We start from the raw sequence: 18,190 nt of genomic DNA, 5'->3' as shown, positions 1-18,190 counted from the left end.
TGTTTCCTTTTAGGGAATGAATTCTGTGAATTGTTGCGGTTTGCCTAGTATGTTATAATATTCGGCTACAGTGAGGTAATAGCCCATAACTGCAGTGTAATATGCTTTCTCTATCTCTGCTTCTACAAGCAAGGCATCGTTGACGTCTTTGGGAGAAGAAAGTTGATTTTTCATTCTCTCAGTAATGAGTCTGGAGGTTGTTCCGGCTTCTTTCCTTGCCGTATCAAGGGCGGCTACATCATTTTGAAGAGATTTTATTTTGTTGCCAGCTACCATCATGGCCGCCTGCAGCGTCTGACTGGTGTTTTTCTCTGCCAGTTTGGATTCTTCAATAAGTTCCCGGGCAGCTTGTGTGCGTTTGCGGGTCTGCCCGTTAAACAGTGTCCATTGTAATTCAACGCCTACAAACCAATCAGGAATGGTTAAAGGAAGATCCTTTTGGTAAAGATTATAGTTTCCAATGGCAAATACATTGGGTAAGGCGAAAGAACGAGTCACTTTTTCGGAAGTTTTGGCGTAAGCTGTTTTGCTGTCTACGAGTTTATAGATAGGGTTGCTTTCATAAAAACCGGGCTGTGCAATTTCCGGTGCTTTGATGGTATACTTTAGTGTATCTGTGATTTGAACGGCAGAATCCAATGCAGTACCCATAAGCTTGTTCAATTCTACCAATGCATTTTGTTTGTCCAGTTTTAAGTTGTTGTAAATGGATTGGGCTTGCGTTAGGAATACATTGGTCCAGTTTTTCTGATAGGGCGGCAGTACCTGGTTTTTTACCATTTCAGCGGCATAATTTTTGTTTTTTGTAAGAGCGTCTACAATAAACTGTTGTTTGTTTAAAATGCTATTCAGGTACAAAATCCTGACATACTGTGCCGCGATCATGAAATTGACTTCTTTATTGGCTACCTGAACATTGATGCTGGTGGTTTCTACGAGGGAAGAAGCAAGATTCCGGGCTGCAGAAAGTTTGTTGCCCAGATAAAGAGGTTGCCGAACGCCCAGGCCGGCCACAAAATAGGATTGTTTGCTTAAAGAGGGATTGTAATCTGGATATATGGCTCCAATAATCTTCTTTGAGGCATTTAAAATACGGTCTTGCACAGGCTGTGATAAATCACTTCCTGTGATTTCTTTAAAGACCTCATTTACCGCATTCAGACTTTGGGCTGAAGATCCGTTTACAATGCCGTCTTTAACTGTTTGAAGGTTGATATCTATGGGCTTACTGAGGTAGGTATAACTCGAAAGGAGGTCAACTTTTGGAAGATAACTTTGTTTTTCTGCCTGAAGGTTAAATTTACTGGCTTGTAAAGAAGTTCTTGCTTGTTTTACAGTTAGATTGTTCTGATACGCTTTGTCCAGGCACTGCTGTAAGGTGGTATTCTGACCATAACTGTACAAAGAATTGAATAGCAAAAGCGATACAATTGGAAACGCTAAATTGTAGATTCTTTTCATAGGCGGGCGTTAACCAAATATACTATTTTTATTACACAAATGCCATTTCGAACTTGGAAATGCAAATTTCGTTTTGTTTAATAAATGGAAAAGCTATTGTCCTCCTGGCTTCCACATAGAGGACAATAATATACATTAACAATCAGCTTTTCTTTTTAGGTACTTTAGCTCCTTCTTTTCTCGCTTCCGAAAGCCCTATGGCTACGGCTTGCTTTTTAGATGTCACTTTTTTGCCTGTTCCTGTTTTTAGTGTGCCCTCTTTTTTCTCATGCATCGCTTTTTCAACTTTTTCTGATGCCTTTTCTGAATACTTTGCCATGATAATTATTGTTTAAAGGATGATCAATCAGTTATACAGTTACTAACACGAATAATATTTAAAAGGTTTAGGGTATTTGCATTTAAGCATTTAAACCTCCATCAATTGTGATGGCGGTGCCGGTAATATATTTTCCTTCTTCACTGGCTAAATAAGCTACAAGTCCAGCAATATCTTCGCCAGTTCCATATTCTGAAAGTGCCATCCGGCTTCTCAAAAAATCGGCGAGTTCTGTATCTGAAGGATTCATGTCGGTATTGATAGGTCCGGGCTGAACGAGGTTAACTGTAATGCCCTTAGCACCAAGATCCCGGGCCAATCCTCGTGTGAACCCGGCTAATGCAGCTTTACTCATCGTATATAAAGTAGTTTGGGGGCCGAGGGCATTTTCTGCCATATTGCTGCCGATGGTAATGATTCTACCGTTACGAGGCATTTTTGGTACTGCCGCAAGTGCCGCAACATATACTGCTCTCACATTAATCGCCATAATTTCTTCGTAATCTTCCAATGTGTGTGATTCAAATTCCTTCCCGACATAAATGCCGGCATTATTGATCAGTATGTCGATTCGGCCAAGTTCGGTTATGGTTTTCTGAATGGCATTGCTTAAGGCTTTAGGATCTCTGCTATCTGCTTCAACGGCTCGGGCATGTCCTCCTTTTTCGTTAATTTTAGCAGCAACTTCTTCCGCTTTTTTCTTGGATTTCGAATAAGTAAAAACTACTGTTGCGCCTTCTTCGCCGAGTCTTTTGCTAATGGCAGCACCCATTCCACGGCCACCGCCGGTGATGAATGCTATCTTGTTTTCTAAACGATTCATAATGTTTATATATTAATTCTGATCAAAAGTATAGGCTTATATTTACATTTGCAGGTATGCATTGAATTGTCAGGTACTAACAAAAAGGTAAGAAATGAGAAAGGAATCTTCTACAAACGCTATTAATGAAAAGCAGATCAACGACAGTTGTGGTATGGCTTACTCTTTGTCGGTATTGGGTGGCAGGTGGAAACCTGCGATACTTTGTAGGTTGGTTCATCAAACTATGCGGTATAGTGATCTTAAAAATTCCATAGAGCAGATTTCAGAAAGAATGTTAGTTTCTCAGTTGCGGGAACTGGAGGCAGATCAGGTTGTGAAGCGGACAGTATATCCTGTGGTTCCGCCAAGGGTAGAGTATGAACTTACTGAACTAGGATTAAGTATGAAACCCATGTTAAAGGCAATGTCTGATTGGGGGAATATGCACAGGAGTAAGGTTAATCCCGATGCTGAAGTTGTGGTTTCAGAGTTCTAATAAAAAATACTTATTTCTGAAGTGGAGGTAAGTTCATTGTAATCTGTCTTTAGGTTAAATAAACGGTATTCTTTAAATAAAACTATTTGGAAAGTGTAATCCCTTCAATTGATCAGATTTACCTGGACAACTTCTATGGGCTTCAGGCATATGCCTTTAGTTTTGTGAAGGAAGATGTTCTGGCTGAAGATATGGTACATAATGTATTCTTAAAACTCATGGAAAAACCTTTTAAACTGCAGCAAATTTCTTCTTTAAAGTCCTACTTGTACAGGGCGGTTCATAATGAATGTATGAATCATCTGAGCCATCAGAAAGTAAGGATTGTACACCAGCAGCAAACGATAACGGAAGAGGGCTACGACGGAGGAGAAGAAACGGTGCAGCAAAAAGAATTGAAGCAGTTGATTTTTCGGGCCATCAATAGTTTGCCGGAACAGTGCCGCACAGTGTTTCAGCTAAGCCGTTTCGAAGAACTAAAATACGCTGAAATTGCTTTGGAATTGGGTATTTCGATAAAAACAGTTGAAAAACATATGATTAAGGCACTCAAAAGATTAAAGGTACAGCTCGCTGATTATTTACCGCTGTTGTTCTGGTTTTTCTTTAAAACGTAAGGCTATGAAAGAAGATTTACTCATTAAATACGTTGCAGGTGAATGCAGCCCGGAGGAAAAAAGCATGATCCTGCAATGGGCAGCCGAAGATGCTGAACATCAGAAACGGCTGGATGGGCTGGTATTTGTCTGGGATAGCACGAAAAATATAATGCAGCATACCTCCATAGATGCGCAAGCTTCTTTGAGCAGGCTTAAGGATAAAGCTGAACTCCATCAAAAAACTGGCCGGTCGATTTTATGGCTTAAAATTGCCGCCATCCTGATCTGTATTTGTGCTGCAGGTGGTACATTATGGCATCAGTTCTATCCTGGGCATACGGAAAGCATGCAAGCCATTACTACAGAAAATGTAGCGGAAACAAGGCTGGCGGATGGTTCGGTGGTCACGCTGAACAAAAATTCCCTGCTCGATTATCCGGAAAAGTTTAAAGGAAATAAACGGGTGGTAAAACTGGCAAGGGGTGAGGCATTTTTTAAGGTGAGCCCGGATAAAAACAAGCCTTTTCTTATCGATGCGAATCTGCTCATAATAAGGGTTGTGGGCACATCTTTCAATGTGAAACTGATCGATAAAAATACGGAGGTTATTGTGGAAACAGGTAAAGTGGAAGTTTCTGCTGCAGGAAAATCATGGAGGTTGCTTCCTGGACAAAGACTTTTACTTGGTGCCGAAGGGCAGCTTCTAAAAGAAGGAAACACAGACCTGTTATACCAATATTACAGGAGCAGGGAATTTGTGGCAAAGAACACACCACTTTGGCGTATGACCGAGGTTTTAAATGAAGTTTACAAGGTCAATATTGTTATCCCTGACCAAAATTTAAGAAACCTTCCGCTAAATACGACCTTTAAAAATGAGTCTCTGGACGATATTTTGAACGTGATTGCCCAAACTTTTCAACTTAGGGTAGATAAAAAAGGAACAGAAATCCGTTTAATTAAATAGGATGAGGGAATACTTTTACAAAACACTGTTCTTTTTAACCCTGTTTTGTACAGTTGCAAATGCACAAAATTTACTGCAGAAAGAGATCAACTTGGAGGTTAAAGAACGCAGGTTATCTTTAGTACTGGAACAAATCGCTTCAAAAGGTGGTTTTAGTTTTTCTTACAATGGGCTGATCCTCCCGCAGGACAGCCTTGTGAGTATTTCCGTTAAAAATATGCCGATTTCTGTTCTATTGACACGGATCATCCGCCGAAAAGTAGATTACCTGGAAAGCGGGCACTTTATTGTCATACGAGGTGCTTTAAAGCACCTAGGAATGATCACCTCCGATATCGTGAGCGGCAACAATTTGTTTTCGATCAGCGGAATCGTGGTTGACCAGGCCAGTGGGGAGCGGCTGCAGAATGCCAGTGTCTATGAGAAATTGAAACTGGTTTCAACTTTAACAGATGAGCACGGTTATTTCCGCTTGCGGCTGCGGAGCAATGGTCAGCTAAGTACCGGCATTACCCTAAGTAAACAAGGCTACCGGGATACTACCATCTTTTTTCTGGAAACTATATCGGTATTCCGGGGCAAAAATGATAAAGAGGATAAATCCATGTTCAGTAACAGCAATGTGGAACATACGGGATTTGGGAATGCCCTGATCTCTGCGCGAAAGAAATTCCAAAGCCTGAACATTACCGGTTTTTTTGCCAACCGCCCTTTCCAGGTTTCTGTCGCACCTGATGTGAGTACCAGGGGAATGATGGGTCCGCAGGTGATCAACAATTTTTCTTTGAACCTTACGGGCGGCTATACCGGCGGTGTGGAAGGGGTAGAGATGGCGGGGGTATTTAACATCAATAAAATGGATATGCGTTATTTCCAGATGGCCGGTATCTTTAACCTCACCGGTGGTACGGCAAGAGGCTTACAGCTGGCGGGAGTGAATAACCGTACCCTCGGTGATATGAATGGGCTGCAAGCTGCAGGTTTTATCAACAGTACTGAAGGTACACTTAGAGGAGTACAGATCAGCGCGCTAAACAATTCTGCGGGAAATCTAAAGGGTGTTCAGGTCGGGTTGGTCAATGTAGCCGACAGCTCATCCGGACTAAGTATTGGTTTGATCAACATCATCAGGAATGGCTTTTATTCCGTTTCTTATTCAGCAACGGGAGAGATGAATGCCATAACCACATTAAAAACCGGTAGTAAACGGCTGTATACGGCGCTAATTATAGGAAGTAATATCTCTGCAAACGAAAGACAGTATGTAGTAGGACTGGGGTTGGGTACCCGGCTGAAAATTGCAGGTCCTTTATTTGCGGATCTTCAGGCTGATTTCTTACTGGCAAATGGCGGTGGCGTCTGGGATGATCGATGGATGCGGCTTCATGGCAGTTTGAATATCGCATTGTCTAAAAAGCTCTCTATCTTTGCCGGACCGGTACTCAACCGGTATGTTGCAAATAGTGGTTTTCACGTAAAAGGTTACCAAAACCTTGCCAACCTTCCAGAATATTCTGCTACTTACCCGATAGACGAGCACTTCAGAAATTGGCTAGGTTGGCAAGCTGGAATTGCCTTTAACAGTGCTTTTCGCGCTGCGGCCCGGCAAGAAGTTTTATCGTCGGCAGATTGGGAAATGGAAGTTGGCCTGAGCGCAGGCAAGCCCATTAATTATCCATATACCATTGCGATTGGTACGGAAATCAGCGTTAAAAAGAGGTTTGATGAAAGTTTTTATGGACTTTTTACAACCGGTTACACCCATTTTACCTATTCCGATCGCACGCAAAATGTACTTGCCTGGATGTATCCCTCCTTTGGTATAATCCCCCTAAAAGCAGGGATAAGAAAAATGATCGGTACCAAGTTTTATATAGGCGGAGATTTGGGGTTCGCATTTCTGACAAGTAGGGGAATTGATCCTGGCCTGGGCTTAAGTCATGCCCGAAGTTCATTCTTGTATATGCCAAACTTAGGCTACCAGTTCTCTTCTCGAATTGGCCTGCAGGTTCGTTATGAAGATGTCAGGAGCGTTACCAACGCAAAACAGTTTGCAGTAAAACTATCCTATAAATTTCCGCTCAGTAAGTAATGAAATGCCATCTTTAAAGTAGTTTTTATTTTTGCAGTGGAGGTAAAGAGAGGCTGGCCTGTCTTTATGGAAACAATGCACATGATGAAAGCTAAAAAAAGAGTCCTTTTTTATCTATTGGATGGAGCGAGGCCTGATGTTTTGAGCGAATTATTGAAAGAAGGGCATTTACCAAACCTTGCACAAATTAAGGCCGAAGGGGGATATAGAGAGGCAACCACCTGTTTCCCCTCTACTACAGGACCGGCATATCTTCCATTTCTTACCGGACAATTTCCCGGGCCGATGAATATCCCGGGAATCCGGTGGTTTGATAAAAAGGCTTTTAAAGAAAACCGCTGGAGTACAGCAGCTGTGCGTACGTATTGTGGTCCGCAGGCCAGTTTATTTAATACAGACATGCCTTCAGATCGGCCAACGCTATTGGAGTTAATGGGAGAATCCTATAACCTGTACAATATGATCACCAGAAATGTGCCCGATGATCATGATCTTGGGAAAAAGGGAAAGTCATGGTTATACCTTCGAGCGCATTTCCTTAAGCGGCACCATCCGGTAGATGTACAGGGGCATGAACGCATTATGCAATTGTTGAACAGTGGAAAGGACCTGGACTTCTTGTTTGCTGTTTTCCCCAGCGTTGACTGGGATTCACACTACCACCATGTCCGCGATCACCGAACCATTGCTGCGTATAAAATAGCAGACAACAGTCTGGGGGAAGTGAGAAATCTTCTGGAAAAGAAAGGCTGGTGGGAGGATACTCTTTTCCTGTTGACCTCAGACCACGGACTGACACCAACGCATACGCATCTTGACCTGGCCAGCTGGATGACTGATCAGGGATTAAAGTCCCTGAGCCACCCAATCCTATGGACGTCAAACCCGAAATCTGCGGTAATGATCTCCGGGAACTCGTTTGGAAGTATTCATCTGTTAAATCACCCAGGTGGTCAGCCTCTAAACCAGCAGGGGCTTAAAGATCATTTTGGAGCGGAACGGATACAAAGTCTGCTGGGAGAAAAGGCTGTCGATTTTGCCATTTACAGAGGCATAAAGGAGAAGGAATATATTGTGGAGAACGGTGCAGGTACTGCGACAGTTTTTAGTGACCGTCAGCAGTTTGAATATCATCCCCTTACAGGGGATCCTCTTGGGTTGGGCGACTTGCATTGCAACAGCCCTAGAGCAGCACTTGAAGCTACTTTTCATCGTGAATATCCTGATGCCATGGTGCAGATCAGTCAGCTTTTTGAAAGCAAAAGGGCGGGCGACCTGATCATTAGTGCAAAGAATGGCTATGACCTTCGGGGCACCTGGGAATTTCCGGAACATAAAGGGTCACATGGATCTCTAAGAAAAGAACATATGGTGGTTCCTATGGTCTGTAACCAGCAAGGCTGGGCAGACCATGCCACACGCACAGCAGATTTGTTCCCTACTTTATTAAAATGGATGGGTAAACCTATTCCCGAAAATTGCGGGGATGCATTAATCTAAATTTTTAAGAAATGGCAACTATAGAAAAAGATTTCAATACGTTATTTAAAAGGAAAACCTTGATTAAAGGATCGCTCTTGTTGAGTTTAATTACCATTGCCGGACTGGCTTTTGTATTTTTTTATCACCATACCGGCAGTTTTGTAGCCTCGGTATTGCAGATCAGAGTGGGATATATCCTGTTATGCCTGCTCATGGTGGCCATAGACCTCATGCTTGGGGGGTGGAGAAACCACATTTTTATACGAAAACTCTATCCAGGGCTTCCTGCTATGGTGAGTTTTAAAGCAAATACGGCCAATATGTTTATGGGAGCGGTAACACCTTTCCATAGCGGCGCCGGACCAGGTCAGTTGTATATATACTATCGTCACGGAGTAAAACTGCTCGACGGCTTTATTGTAAGCCTGATCAATATGGGTGCGACGCTGATCTTTATGCCTCTGGCTGGGCTTGTCGCTTTACTGGCGATGGACCATACCGGGCTTGAAGGAGGGATGATGACCACATTACTAAAATATGGTTTTGGCGTATTTGGCCTCTTTCTAGTGGTTTTTTTGCTCGCCTTTGGCAAACCGCTCTTACTTGCAGGCATGATCAAACAAATTGCAGTAGTTTTAGGAGGGATTTTTCCGGCAAAAAAAAGAAAGTTAAGAGGCTGGTCTGTACAAACCAGCCGAAGTATCTTGCGCTATCAACGGATCTGCAGTGTTTTATTGAAACAGAATCCATTGCTATTTCCGCTGGCGCTGGTACTGACAACATTGCTTTACCTCAATAAATACACGATGCAGTATGTGATCTTATTAGGGCTTGGACTACATGTTTCCCTGTCAGAGGTGATCAGCATTCAGATCCTGATCCAATTTATGATCTATTTTGCGCCAAGTCCGGGCGGGAGCGGTTTTGCGGAAGCCGGTATTGGTATCCTTTTCGTAAGGATTATCCCCGCCGCAATGATTCCTGTTTTTACTTTACTGCAGCGGTCGTTTTTACTCTTTATTCCAGCTTTAATAGGAGCCTGGGTGATACTTAGACTTTTAGAAAGACAAGCAAGACAGAACTAAAAGATACAGTTTATATATTAATTCAGAGGATAGTGGAGGTATAAGTCATGTTACTTGTCTTCCTATAAAACTATAGAAATGAAAAAACAAATTTTAGTATTAATGTTGATATGCTTGTTTACTTTAAAGATCAAAGCACAACAATCAGATTCTTACAGCTCTCGTACAGCGTTAATTGAAAAGCCAATACTTTTTGGTGCTTATGTTGCCCCGGGTATGACGACAACTTTGGGGTCCCGATTTACTATAAACGCTGGATTTGAAGTGCAGAAGAAAATTATTAGCCGTCTAAATGTCTTTGTAAATGCTGGCGTGATACATTTCAAATCACCGGAGTATAAGGCGGGTGTTTTGCCTGACTTTATTATGGGAGAGGGATATGAAAAAAATGTTACTCTTATCCCTGTTAAAGCTGGCTTGAGGTACTTTCTTCTAAGTCGTTTCTATGTAGAAGGAGAAGCTGGGATCGCACTTGATACACAAGGAGGGAGCTCTTTTGTCTGGTCGCCGGGTATTGGACTGGTTCTTCCAGGTGGTTTTGATTTAGCCGTTAAATTTGACAATGCACCAAATCATGTTGCTGCACGGCTTACTTATCACTTTGGCTCGGGTAAATAATTTACCCCTGAGGACCGAGATTGTGGAATATATTCAGCATCCAACCGGGAATGCATCCTTCTCCTGATAAATTACCTTTTGAAACTGCAGACTTGGCAGAAACGGTAATTGAAGTGCAGGTCTTTTTTTCCTGACAATTTTCGGGTGCCGCAGTATGAAGGGTGATGAGTAAGGCTGGGAAGAATAGAATTGCTTTCATGTGATTTCTAATTGTTATCTCCCCTAAGTCCATTGTTGTGCCAAAAAGATAAAAATCAGCTTGGTGCTATTGAAAGGTGGTTTTTACACTATGACTGTTCGAATACGAACAGTCATAGTGTTCGGTACTGAATAGCACTCTGCTGTGGCTATTAATAGATAACCGCATCTGTTTTCATTGATTAAAAATAGAGATTGAAACTAAATGTAAAATCGAGCCTGTTTTTAGAGGGCTGGAAGGAATTGGTATACACTTTTTTTGCTTCAGAAAGTTCCTGGGTGTAAACTGCATTCAAAGAAAAGCCGCTGCATATTCCCTTGAATAAAAGTGGCGTAATATATTTAGAGGTAAAACTGAGTACACCTGCAGTAGCAGACCAGTAGTTGAAGTCTGGATAAACAATCTCGTTAAAAAAGACATTACTGTCTGCAGCTGAATTTGCTGTGTTTCCAACGGGTACACGAATAGCGGGATTCAGCATAACAGAAAGCTTACTTTTGTCTTTAAACCTTTTGTATTGAGCACCGCTTATGCCTGGCTGGATATAACCGAACGTTGAAGAAATGCTGGAACTGATGTCTTTTTTGTCAATTTTATTGTAAGTGGCGTTGAGGCCAAACTCTGTTTGTAAAGAAGAAGTACTCTTTTTAAGTACGGTGTAAGAGAAACTGGCTTTCTTCTGGGAGTATTTGTAATTCACTTTTCCTTGAAATTCATGGATGTTTAGGTCAGAGCCATTCTGCAATAAAACATCTACATAGAGCTGGTGGTCTATATTTGTGCTATGTAAACCTACAAGAAAGCTTCCTTGATAATTATTCAGGTAAAACGTGCCATATGGCTTTGTATTGGCAGAATTTTCCAGTGATTCCATATTTTTTTCTATATGGCGTACATAACTAAAGTCGGCATTGAGATAAGCAGATTGAGTTTTTAGGGCATAATTCAAACCGTAGCCATTGTCCTTTAATTCACGCCTCATCCTGGCTACGCCAAATTGCCCTTGCAAGAGACCATATCCCATGATCAGATAATTTATTCGATCTGGATATTCCGTTCCGCTCTGATTCCTGTACTGCGTGCTTTTGAAGGAAACTTTATTGTTCTCTATACCATAGCTATATATAAATCTTGCAGCAATAGATTGACTGCCTATTTTATAGGTCAGATTTGGGCTTAAGTTTAGATTAAAAGTTTGCACTGAAGGCCTTGGATCTGTATTCCGGGAGGCGGTATTGAACAGATAATCAATGCCTGAGCCTATATAGAGCTGGTTATTAATCAGATTATAGGTTAGCAAGCCACCGAAATTATAGTTTATTCTTTGGTAGCTGCCCGCTTTTCCAGCAGCAAAGTAATACGGTGTAGCCAGATCGGGCAGTCCTTGTAAAGTCCATGATAAGCTGTCTTGCCAGGTACGCTTAAAGTTAAAATAACCTGATACTTTAAAACGACCTAGCGTATTTATTCCGCTGGCGGTTAGTGAAATTTCGCGGCCATTTTCTGCTGTCTGGGTCGTTCTGAAATGTCCGCTCTGGTTATTGTAATTTAGAGCAATAGTACTGGTATTTTTAATGTCGGAGTTGATTAGTGCGGCCGGGTTTTGCTGTGTAATATATAGTATCCGGCTATTTTGCATTAAAAAATACACACTGTCAGCAGGTGTTTGCACTTGAGCTAACACACCTGCCGACAGCAGCATGAACATCATTATTGAGGTTAAAAATCTCATTTGATATTAATTGATAAAAGAAGAAGCTGATTTGGATGGGTCGGCTTTGCCGAGCGTTCCAAAATCATTCGTGGAATTATTAGTGTCTTTAAGTACAATTCTGCCATTAACTGTTTTGTTGGTTTTACGGACAACAGACTGCGATTGGTAGCTTCCGGCGGTCACATAAGTTTCTCCAGCGTCTATGGTGTCATTCATATATTTTGGAATTCTGCTTGCTGGTACAGTATGTTGCAATCCTACACCATCAATAATGATGTTAACAGGTACTTGAATATACATTTTGGTGGTTGTAATGATTTGGGTGACATCTGGAGTAGGGTAAGAAGGCCATTTTTTTGGATCTTCGTTTGTTTTAAAGATTACAATTCCATCTCTTCCAAGTACATCTATTACCAAATCCCGGTTTCCTCCGGTGCTTACAACTTTCATATTGGGTACGAGTGGATTATCAACGTCAGAAGCCAAGGGACTGATGCCTTCCTGATCACCCAGGTAAACCTCAAAGTCTGCCTGGCTTAAATCGACAGTTAGGGAAGGATCTTGTACACTAATCGTTTTTCCATCCGCACCAACAAAAGGGGATTTGTGGTTAATTGCAGTGGCCGCAATGATGATGCTTTTTCCGGGTGCAATTGGGTATTGTTTTCCGGTTCCTGGAATCATAAACAATGTAGTCATATATACGTAGTCTGTATTGGCTTTTGTATTATTCATTTTGATAGATTTAGTCCAGTCATATTGACCAGCTGGTAAATAGAAACCCTTATTTTGATCAATTTTTGTTGCTACAGAAGCCACATTTTGTACCTGACCGAAATATAAACTGTCTGCGTAGATCACTTCACTCGAATTGTTGTAGATTTCAACAAACTGATCTCTGAAAACAGCTCCCTTAGTAACATTGGATCCTGCATAGTATATTTGCTTGATGACCAGATCGCCAACTCTACCGGTTTTTAAGGTGATGCTGCGCTGTTCATCTTTAGTTAAACTTTGGCGGTTTAAGGTGCCGTTAAATACAATTGACTCTGTTAAATTTGTACCGGCTTTTTCATTATAATCGGGCGCAGTAAGTGTTTGCGTCGAATTGATGTCGTAATTTCCGGGTGCAAGGTTTTTGAATGTTGCAATACCATCTGCTCCGGTAACGGCATTGTAGACCTGTGAGGTGGTTAGGTTAGTGAGTTTTACCTGGATTTTTTCCAGGCTTAAACCTAAAGAAGCATTATCCACATCGTAGCTGAATTTGAAACTCACCGTAACAGGTTTCACATCCATATCTGAGTTGTCATTTTTTTTACAGGAGAGCATGCCGGTCATTAGCAGAATGGCTAAAAAGGAGTAGAATCTTTTCATGATTGGTAAGGAATTAAAATTTAAAGGAGATCTCGCCACCTACATTTACTGGACTGTTGTAGGTGCTGAAACTATTAGTTACGCTATTGTAGTATTGAGGAATGATGTTCAGAAAATTATAAGCATATACCGCGATACGAATCTTTTTTTTCATTTCTTTGGCGATACGAAGGCTTAGATTGGTATATACGAAAGGTGGATTGGAAATGTTAGTTGCTTTGCTTGGTGCAGTAGCAAGAAAGCCGTAATCGTAGTTGTCCGGATCAAAATTTGTAATCGGATGATATTGGTAATTTTTATCCAGGTATGCGATTGGTTCAGTATTTTTATCCAAGACTTTAGATTGATTTTTCCAATAAATATCTGCCGATAAGGATACAACAAAGCCTAACTTTGGAATATGAGTGTCCGTAGTGATCTTAGTGGTAATATCCAGATTAGAGGATTTGGTGGCTTCATATATTCCATACCAGGCAGGACGGCCTTGTTCTCTGAAACTTTGCCCGGCCTCGGCTATAGAATAGCCAAGATCATTAGATCTGGAATAACTGAATGAAGTACTCATGTTTACAGAAGTCTGGATTGCAGCAATTTTTTTCGTGCTTAAAAACCATTCTACTCCATAATTGTCTGATTGGGCGGCATTGTTAATTAAACTTTCGCTTAAACCGCTATACATTTTAAAAGTTCCGGTTTGCTGATATACAGGTTTTCCGCCTTCTGGTTTGGTGAAACTATATTCAGGAAGTAACAACTGAATATAGTTCAAAGCCGTATTAAAACCATCCCGGTTCTTTTTTAAATAGCCATATACAGAAGTATTGATAAAACCATAATCGGCTGAGGCACCCAGTTCAAACTGAGTAGAAAGCGAAGGTTTTAGAAAACTGTTGTCGTGAACATTTTTTTGCGTATAGACCAGATAAAGACTTTCGTTAACCGAACCATAATAAGCATTGATTAGAGGAATGTCGAAATAAGTTGGGGCCGGATAGCGTTGTGCCATGCCAGGTGCTTTTGTGGAAATGCCATACGCGGCCCTGATTGCCCATTTGCTGGAAATTTGGTAACTGGTGTTGATGCGGGGCTGTATACTGGCATAGCCATTTTGTAAATCATATCTCATTCCCAGATTGGTTGTAAGGATCCTGTTAAATAATTTATACCGGGCCTGATCCTGTAAATAAAAACCAAAGTTGTTTATTGTGCCTTGTAAATCAAATCGATAAGGTCTCTCGCTTTTGAGTGAGCCGCTTCCTATTCCGATAGGAGGGGTATTTGGATCAGCGATAATTCCTTGCCCATTATTTCCAGAGGTATAATAGTTGAACCCCAGAGAAAGACTATGACTGATCTTACCTGTATTAAATTGATTGTTGAGATCAACACTTGTACTAAAATTATATGGTTTTCCAATAATATGATCGATGGCAAAATAGTTGCCTGGGCCATAATAACCTTCATAAATGCCGGTGGTGTCTTTATCTGCGATCAACTTTACTGCACCGTTCATGTAATACTGAGTGTAACTGTTAGAATAACCGATATCATAGCTGGTGCCAAAGGAGATGTTTTGCAAATAGGGTTTGTTAACTTGCCAGACAGATCTATTGCTGAAAGAGAATTTTCGATCGATAGAATAAGTCTGTTCCTGCCGGTCATCATCCGGATCTATTCTTGCATTATCGATTTTATAACTATAATCCACAGACAGGGTGTTTTTAAGTCCGGATATCAGGTAGGTACTCCACATTAAGCCACCGGTATAACGTTTGTAGTTCTTCAAGTTGTCTGTCGGGTTCTGAATGCTGTTTAGATAATTGAAATTATAATTTAGCGCACCTGCTTTTTCTCCAAGATATAAACCCTTTGATATGGAATAATTCGTAGAACTTCCATTTAACCTCATACTGAATTCATAAGGGGTTTTTCCTGCTTTACGGTTAATGATAATTGCTCCGTCTGTAATTTCACCATATTTTGCCGATGCAACTCCTGAAACGACTTCGATACTTTCAATATTATCGGCTGGTATATTCCGAATGTCTAATCCACCAAAAGGAGCGTCGTAAGAAGGACTGCCTACATTTGGATCTTTTCTGTTCCCTATAGCACCGCCAATCATGCCGCGTAATCCTACATTTCTGGTTTGCATATTGGCATCGTTGGCCTGTCTGAAACCATCAACATAAATAGCTACCCCCAATGCATTATTGGCCGCCTGAACAGGATCTTTTGCTGTTGCAGCAGACCTTAAGGTTATGCTTTGAAGATATTGTAAATCCGGGGCGGACATTCTTTTGCCTGGAAGATTGTTCATGATATCGGCAAGGCTGTAGGCTTGTACCTGTTCAATGGCTTGGCGATCGAAAGTAATGGCTGAATTGGAGGTGTTACTATTTGTTCGCCGCGCAGATACATTAACCTCATCTAAGGTCAAACTCTGGTCAAGCAGTACGAAATTATGAGGAAAATCTGCTTTTCTAATCAGCTGGATTAAGCTTTGCTTTCCGGTAAAGGAAATGGATATGGTAACATAATCGGTGGTAAATAGCTTTTCGGGGATACTGAATAATCCCGATGCATCGGTGTAGGTATTGAAGTTTCCGTTACTGACCTGAATTGTTGCAAATTCAATGGGTCTGTTTTTTGAATCAATTACTTTACCTTGAACAAAAACTTGTTTTTTCTGGGCAAAAGCGGAAGTATAAAGGAGAGCAGCGAATAGTAAAAGTGCCTTCAATTTATTTAGACTTATTATTGATAAGACGCAAAGGAAGCAAAAAAATCTGTATTTAGAAAGTATTGTGCGAATTTTACACTACAAATTTACAAAGCAAATGATAGATCCAGGTATCGGATACCGTATAATCAATCATTAAGCCTTCAATATGGATAAGTCTTATGTCCAGATTATCAATGTGTTATTTCTGGCCGCAACCTTCTTTCTCCCACTTGTTGTCGCCACATCGCATAATATAGCCCCTTTTGAAGCAGTAGGTCATCATGAGAGCCTGTTTCTGCTATTTTTCCCTTTTCCAGTACATAGATGATATCGGCATGCATCACGGTAGATAAGCGGTGTGCAATTAGGATGGTCATTTGCTCCCGGCTAGCAGAAATTTCACGAATGGTGGTGGTAATATCTTCTTCGGTTAGGGAATCCAGTGCAGAGGTTGCTTCGTCAAAAATTAGTAGCCTGGGCTGACGTAATAAAGCACGTGCGATGGATATCCTTTGTTTCTCTCCTCCGGAAAGTTTCATGCCATTTTCTCCCAGCATCGTATTTACACCATGCGAGGCTTTTGCAATTAATCCAGAAGCAGAAGCTTTTCGGAGCGCTTCACTGATTTCTTCATCAGTTGCAGAAGGTTTAACAAAAAGCATGTTTTCTTTAATGGTTCCGGCATATAGCTGGGTATCCTGGGTGACAAAGCCAATCTGTCTTCTTAAAGGGTTGTATCGGAGATCAGTAGAATAAACATCATTAAAGAAAATCTTGCCTTCTACTGGAGTATACAAGCCTACAAGTAATTTAACAAGGGTTGATTTTCCAGAGCCGGAGGGCCCTACAAAAGCAATAGTTCGCCCTGTTTTAACCGAAAAAGAGATGTTATCTATAGCATTGTAATCGGCTGTTTTATGGCGGAAGACAACATCTTCAAAGCTTAGGCTTTCCAACGGGCCGATAGCTATAGGGTTTTCCGGTCGGCGTTCTGTGGGCTTATTCATGAGTTTGTCGAAATTTCGGATGGAGGCATCCACTTCCCTGTATTGCAGGATCATATTCCCCAGGTCTTGTAGTGGTCCAAAAATGGCTGTTGAAATAAACTGCATGGCGATTAATTCCCCTGTACTGAGTACTTTCCGGAAAATTAGCCAAAGAAGGATAAATAAGATGGACTGTTTGAGAATGTTTAAGGTTGCTCCTTGTAAAAAAGAAAGCAGACTTACTTTCTTTGCCTTAAACATCTCCAGTTTGAATATTTTTAGGGTTTGTTCATTTAAACGTCTGATTTCGGGAAAGGTTAATCCAAGGCTTTTAACCAATTCTATATTGCGCAGGCTTTCGGTGATTACTCCGGCTTGTGCATCCGTTTGCCGGTTAATCTGACGCTGAACGGTCTTGATTTTTCTGGATAACAATCCTGTCAGAGAACCAAGTACCACTACGCCAATAAAGAAAACAGGGATAAGCATCCAGTTTTTGCTGATGCTATACCAAAGTAGAAAACCAGTACCTACCAGAGACGAAAAAAGTACATTGATAAAGGAGTTAACAAAACGTTCTGCATCTGTTTTTACTTTTTGCAATACGGATAAAGTAGTCCCGCTTCTATTCTCCTCAAACTCCTGGAAGGAGAGGCGAAGGGTTTGTTTCAGACCATCGTTGAAAATATGCATACCGAATTGTGCAACGGTTTTTCGGGTGAGAAATTCCTGGCAAGATTTAAAAAATTTGGAGAGCAGGGCAATGACTACTGCAATGCCCAGCCAGTACAATACATTTTGGATAAGTTCCTTTTCTGAAAGGCCTTTAGGGTTACTGGCATAATTGTCTACAATTTTTCCAAAGATTAAAGGGTCGACGAGGCTGAGTAGTTGGGCTGCTCCGGCTAAAAGAAGAGAGAAGAAAATAAGTTTTTTGTGAGGTTTTAAATATTTCCAAAGTGTTTTCATCGTCCCGGGGATTATAGCGTAGTCGAGTTACAACAAAAATCAATCCCTTTAGGTGATCGACGACTAAGTATTGGTGTAATTGGATGCGGGGATTTAGCTGTTGTATAAATAGAAAAAGGACCGAAGTCTAGCGACTCGGCCCCTTTTCATTAAATTAACGCTCTCGGGCATAAAGGTAGAAAAGTTTTTTTTAATACGTACAAATTTTTTTATTTTTTGGAATAAAAACATGTAATTTACTTAGTGCCAGTTTAGCGCCTTTTTTATGAAAAACATTTTTTATTTAGTGTTATTAC

At 41.0% G+C, this 18,190-nt stretch carries 15 protein-coding genes; 7 read left to right on the top strand and 8 right to left on the bottom strand.

Features of this window, described 5'->3' with window-relative positions:
• Positions 1-9: 9 nt before the first annotated feature.
• The 3 genes from DBR11_RS09675 to DBR11_RS09670 form a co-directional block, all read right to left on the bottom strand.
• Positions 10-1,461, bottom strand: a complete 1,452-nt coding sequence (locus DBR11_RS09675) for a TolC family protein (protein ID WP_108552029.1) — start codon at positions 1,459-1,461, stop codon at positions 10-12.
• 142 nt (positions 1,462-1,603) lie between these two features.
• Positions 1,604-1,780: a DUF6496 domain-containing protein gene (locus DBR11_RS29875; protein ID WP_199076124.1), complete on the bottom strand. Its 177-nt coding sequence runs from the start codon at positions 1,778-1,780 to the stop codon at positions 1,604-1,606.
• Between the two features lie 82 nt (positions 1,781-1,862).
• Positions 1,863-2,603, bottom strand: a complete 741-nt coding sequence (locus DBR11_RS09670; protein ID WP_108552027.1) for an SDR family NAD(P)-dependent oxidoreductase — start codon at positions 2,601-2,603, stop codon at positions 1,863-1,865.
• Positions 2,604-2,697: 94 nt separating this feature from the next.
• Here DBR11_RS09670 and DBR11_RS09665 point away from each other — a divergent pair, with 94 nt between their 5' ends.
• The 7 genes from DBR11_RS09665 (at position 2,698) to DBR11_RS09635 (ending at position 9,924) form a co-directional block, all read left to right on the top strand.
• Positions 2,698-3,081 (top strand): helix-turn-helix domain-containing protein, encoded by a 384-nt coding sequence (locus tag DBR11_RS09665; protein ID WP_108552025.1) that lies wholly within the window; start codon positions 2,698-2,700, stop codon positions 3,079-3,081.
• 86 nt (positions 3,082-3,167) lie between these two features.
• Positions 3,168-3,698: an RNA polymerase sigma-70 factor gene (locus tag DBR11_RS09660; RefSeq protein WP_108552023.1), complete on the top strand. Its 531-nt coding sequence runs from the start codon at positions 3,168-3,170 to the stop codon at positions 3,696-3,698.
• Positions 3,699-3,702: 4 nt separating this feature from the next.
• Positions 3,703-4,647 carry a FecR domain-containing protein gene (locus DBR11_RS09655; protein ID WP_108552021.1) on the top strand — a complete coding sequence of 315 codons (945 nt, stop codon included), beginning with the start codon at positions 3,703-3,705 and terminating at the stop codon, positions 4,645-4,647.
• A gap of 1 nt (position 4,648) precedes the next feature.
• Positions 4,649-6,739, top strand: coding sequence for an LA_2272 family surface repeat-containing protein (locus DBR11_RS09650; protein WP_108552019.1), 2,091 nt, complete (start codon positions 4,649-4,651; stop codon positions 6,737-6,739).
• 81 nt (positions 6,740-6,820) lie between these two features.
• A complete protein-coding gene (locus DBR11_RS09645; RefSeq protein ID WP_158275255.1) occupies positions 6,821-8,239 on the top strand; it encodes an alkaline phosphatase family protein in 1,419 nt (472 codons plus the stop codon).
• 11 nt (positions 8,240-8,250) lie between these two features.
• Positions 8,251-9,306 carry a lysylphosphatidylglycerol synthase transmembrane domain-containing protein gene (locus tag DBR11_RS09640; protein WP_108552015.1) on the top strand — a complete coding sequence of 352 codons (1,056 nt, stop codon included), beginning with the start codon at positions 8,251-8,253 and terminating at the stop codon, positions 9,304-9,306.
• Positions 9,307-9,384: 78 nt separating this feature from the next.
• A complete protein-coding gene (locus DBR11_RS09635; protein ID WP_108552013.1) occupies positions 9,385-9,924 on the top strand; it encodes a hypothetical protein in 540 nt (179 codons plus the stop codon).
• 1 nt (position 9,925) lies between these two features.
• Here DBR11_RS09635 and DBR11_RS09630 read toward each other — a convergent pair whose 3' ends face one another.
• From DBR11_RS09630 to DBR11_RS09610, 5 genes are all read right to left on the bottom strand, one after another.
• Positions 9,926-10,123: a hypothetical protein gene (locus tag DBR11_RS09630; RefSeq protein ID WP_146186503.1), complete on the bottom strand. Its 198-nt coding sequence runs from the start codon at positions 10,121-10,123 to the stop codon at positions 9,926-9,928.
• 181 nt (positions 10,124-10,304) lie between these two features.
• The gene (locus DBR11_RS09625; protein WP_146186502.1) at positions 10,305-11,855 is read right to left on the bottom strand and encodes a DUF6850 family outer membrane beta-barrel protein; all 1,551 of its coding nucleotides are present in this window, start codon (positions 11,853-11,855) and stop codon (positions 10,305-10,307) included.
• A gap of 6 nt (positions 11,856-11,861) precedes the next feature.
• Positions 11,862-13,214 carry a DUF4876 domain-containing protein gene (locus DBR11_RS09620; protein ID WP_108552008.1) on the bottom strand — a complete coding sequence of 451 codons (1,353 nt, stop codon included), beginning with the start codon at positions 13,212-13,214 and terminating at the stop codon, positions 11,862-11,864.
• 13 nt (positions 13,215-13,227) lie between these two features.
• Positions 13,228-15,957: a TonB-dependent receptor domain-containing protein gene (locus DBR11_RS09615; protein ID WP_108552006.1), complete on the bottom strand. Its 2,730-nt coding sequence runs from the start codon at positions 15,955-15,957 to the stop codon at positions 13,228-13,230.
• A 173-nt stretch (positions 15,958-16,130) separates the two neighbouring features.
• Complete coding sequence (locus DBR11_RS09610; RefSeq protein WP_108552004.1) at positions 16,131-17,894, bottom strand: ABC transporter ATP-binding protein; 1,764 nt, start codon at positions 17,892-17,894, stop codon at positions 16,131-16,133.
• Positions 17,895-18,190 lie beyond the last annotated feature (296 nt).

Source organism: Pedobacter sp. HMWF019 (assembly GCF_003061025.1).
In the GTDB taxonomy this organism is placed as follows: domain Bacteria; phylum Bacteroidota; class Bacteroidia; order Sphingobacteriales; family Sphingobacteriaceae; genus Pedobacter.
This window is presented reverse-complemented; position numbering and strand designations above follow the sequence as displayed.

What these genes read in the sequence shown, in the direction of transcription:
- DBR11_RS09675 (WP_108552029.1), bottom strand. Translation starts at nt 1,461, where the DNA reads ATGAAAAGAATCTACAATTTAGCGTTTCCAATTGTATCGCTTTTGCTA.
- DBR11_RS29875 (WP_199076124.1), bottom strand. Translation starts at nt 1,780, where the DNA reads ATGGCAAAGTATTCAGAAAAGGCATCAGAAAAAGTTGAAAAAGCGATG.
- DBR11_RS09670 (WP_108552027.1), bottom strand. Translation starts at nt 2,603, where the DNA reads ATGAATCGTTTAGAAAACAAGATAGCATTCATCACCGGCGGTGGCCGT.
- DBR11_RS09665 (WP_108552025.1), top strand. Translation starts at nt 2,698, where the DNA reads ATGAGAAAGGAATCTTCTACAAACGCTATTAATGAAAAGCAGATCAAC.
- DBR11_RS09655 (WP_108552021.1), top strand. Translation starts at nt 3,703, where the DNA reads ATGAAAGAAGATTTACTCATTAAATACGTTGCAGGTGAATGCAGCCCG.
- DBR11_RS09650 (WP_108552019.1), top strand. Translation starts at nt 4,649, where the DNA reads ATGAGGGAATACTTTTACAAAACACTGTTCTTTTTAACCCTGTTTTGT.
- DBR11_RS09645 (WP_158275255.1), top strand. Translation starts at nt 6,821, where the DNA reads ATGATGAAAGCTAAAAAAAGAGTCCTTTTTTATCTATTGGATGGAGCG.
- DBR11_RS09640 (WP_108552015.1), top strand. Translation starts at nt 8,251, where the DNA reads ATGGCAACTATAGAAAAAGATTTCAATACGTTATTTAAAAGGAAAACC.
- DBR11_RS09635 (WP_108552013.1), top strand. Translation starts at nt 9,385, where the DNA reads ATGAAAAAACAAATTTTAGTATTAATGTTGATATGCTTGTTTACTTTA.
- DBR11_RS09630 (WP_146186503.1), bottom strand. Translation starts at nt 10,123, where the DNA reads ATGAAAGCAATTCTATTCTTCCCAGCCTTACTCATCACCCTTCATACT.
- DBR11_RS09625 (WP_146186502.1), bottom strand. Translation starts at nt 11,855, where the DNA reads ATGAGATTTTTAACCTCAATAATGATGTTCATGCTGCTGTCGGCAGGT.
- DBR11_RS09620 (WP_108552008.1), bottom strand. Translation starts at nt 13,214, where the DNA reads ATGAAAAGATTCTACTCCTTTTTAGCCATTCTGCTAATGACCGGCATG.
- DBR11_RS09610 (WP_108552004.1), bottom strand. Translation starts at nt 17,894, where the DNA reads ATGAAAACACTTTGGAAATATTTAAAACCTCACAAAAAACTTATTTTC.